Annotated in this window: 1 protein-coding gene and 1 pseudogene; both read left to right on the forward strand. The window is 37.9% G+C overall.

The annotated features are described in order from the left end of the window. Nucleotides 1-202: pseudogene (locus A3854_RS06130) on the forward strand (PDC sensor domain-containing protein); the annotation flags it as partial. After that, the coding region (gene hisH / locus A3854_RS06135) for an imidazole glycerol phosphate synthase subunit HisH (RefSeq protein WP_084041750.1) at nt 199-667 on the forward strand (469 nt) is incomplete at its 3' end. The pseudogene A3854_RS06130 and the gene hisH, both read left to right, overlap by 4 nt.

Raw genomic sequence — 667 nt, forward strand, 5'->3', positions numbered from 1 at the left:
CGTTATTTATAAGACGATGGTGAGATTTATCGGCTCAATTATCATCGCACTTGCAATCGAGGCGCTCATGCTAGTCTTTAAATTTGCTATCACTGCACCTGAAAATATCATAAATGCTATCTATCTAATAGGCGGTGTGGCGATGCTGATGGCGGCACTTAGCTTTTATCTTTTCAGCGTAAAAAGACAAGAGAACAGATGATCGCTATTATTGATTATGGTGCGGGCAATATCAAAAGCGTGATAAATGCTTTTAAATTTCTTGGACATGAGTGCGTTTTAGTAAGTGAGCCTAATAGTTTAAAAGAGTACTCTCACATCGTTTTGCCAGGCGTTGGAGCTTTTGGTGAGGCGATGACAAAGCTAAAAAATAACGGCATGGACGAAGCTGTAAAAGAAGCCGTAAAAAGCGGCAAAGCTTTTATTGGTATTTGTCTTGGCATGCAGCTTTTATTTGAAAAAGGTTTTGAATTTGGTGAACATGCTGGGCTTGGACTGATAGCTGGTGAGGTCGTAAAATTTAATGAAGCTAATTTCGATAAACCATTAAAAATACCCCACATTGGTTGGAACGCTTTGGAATTTAAGCAAAATAGCCCATTAAATTTAGGACTAAAAGAGCTTGAGTATTTATATTTTGTACATAGCTATCATGTGGTTTGTGATG

The organism is Campylobacter concisus, assembly GCF_002092845.1.
Classification (GTDB): domain Bacteria; phylum Campylobacterota; class Campylobacteria; order Campylobacterales; family Campylobacteraceae; genus Campylobacter_A; species Campylobacter_A concisus_AQ.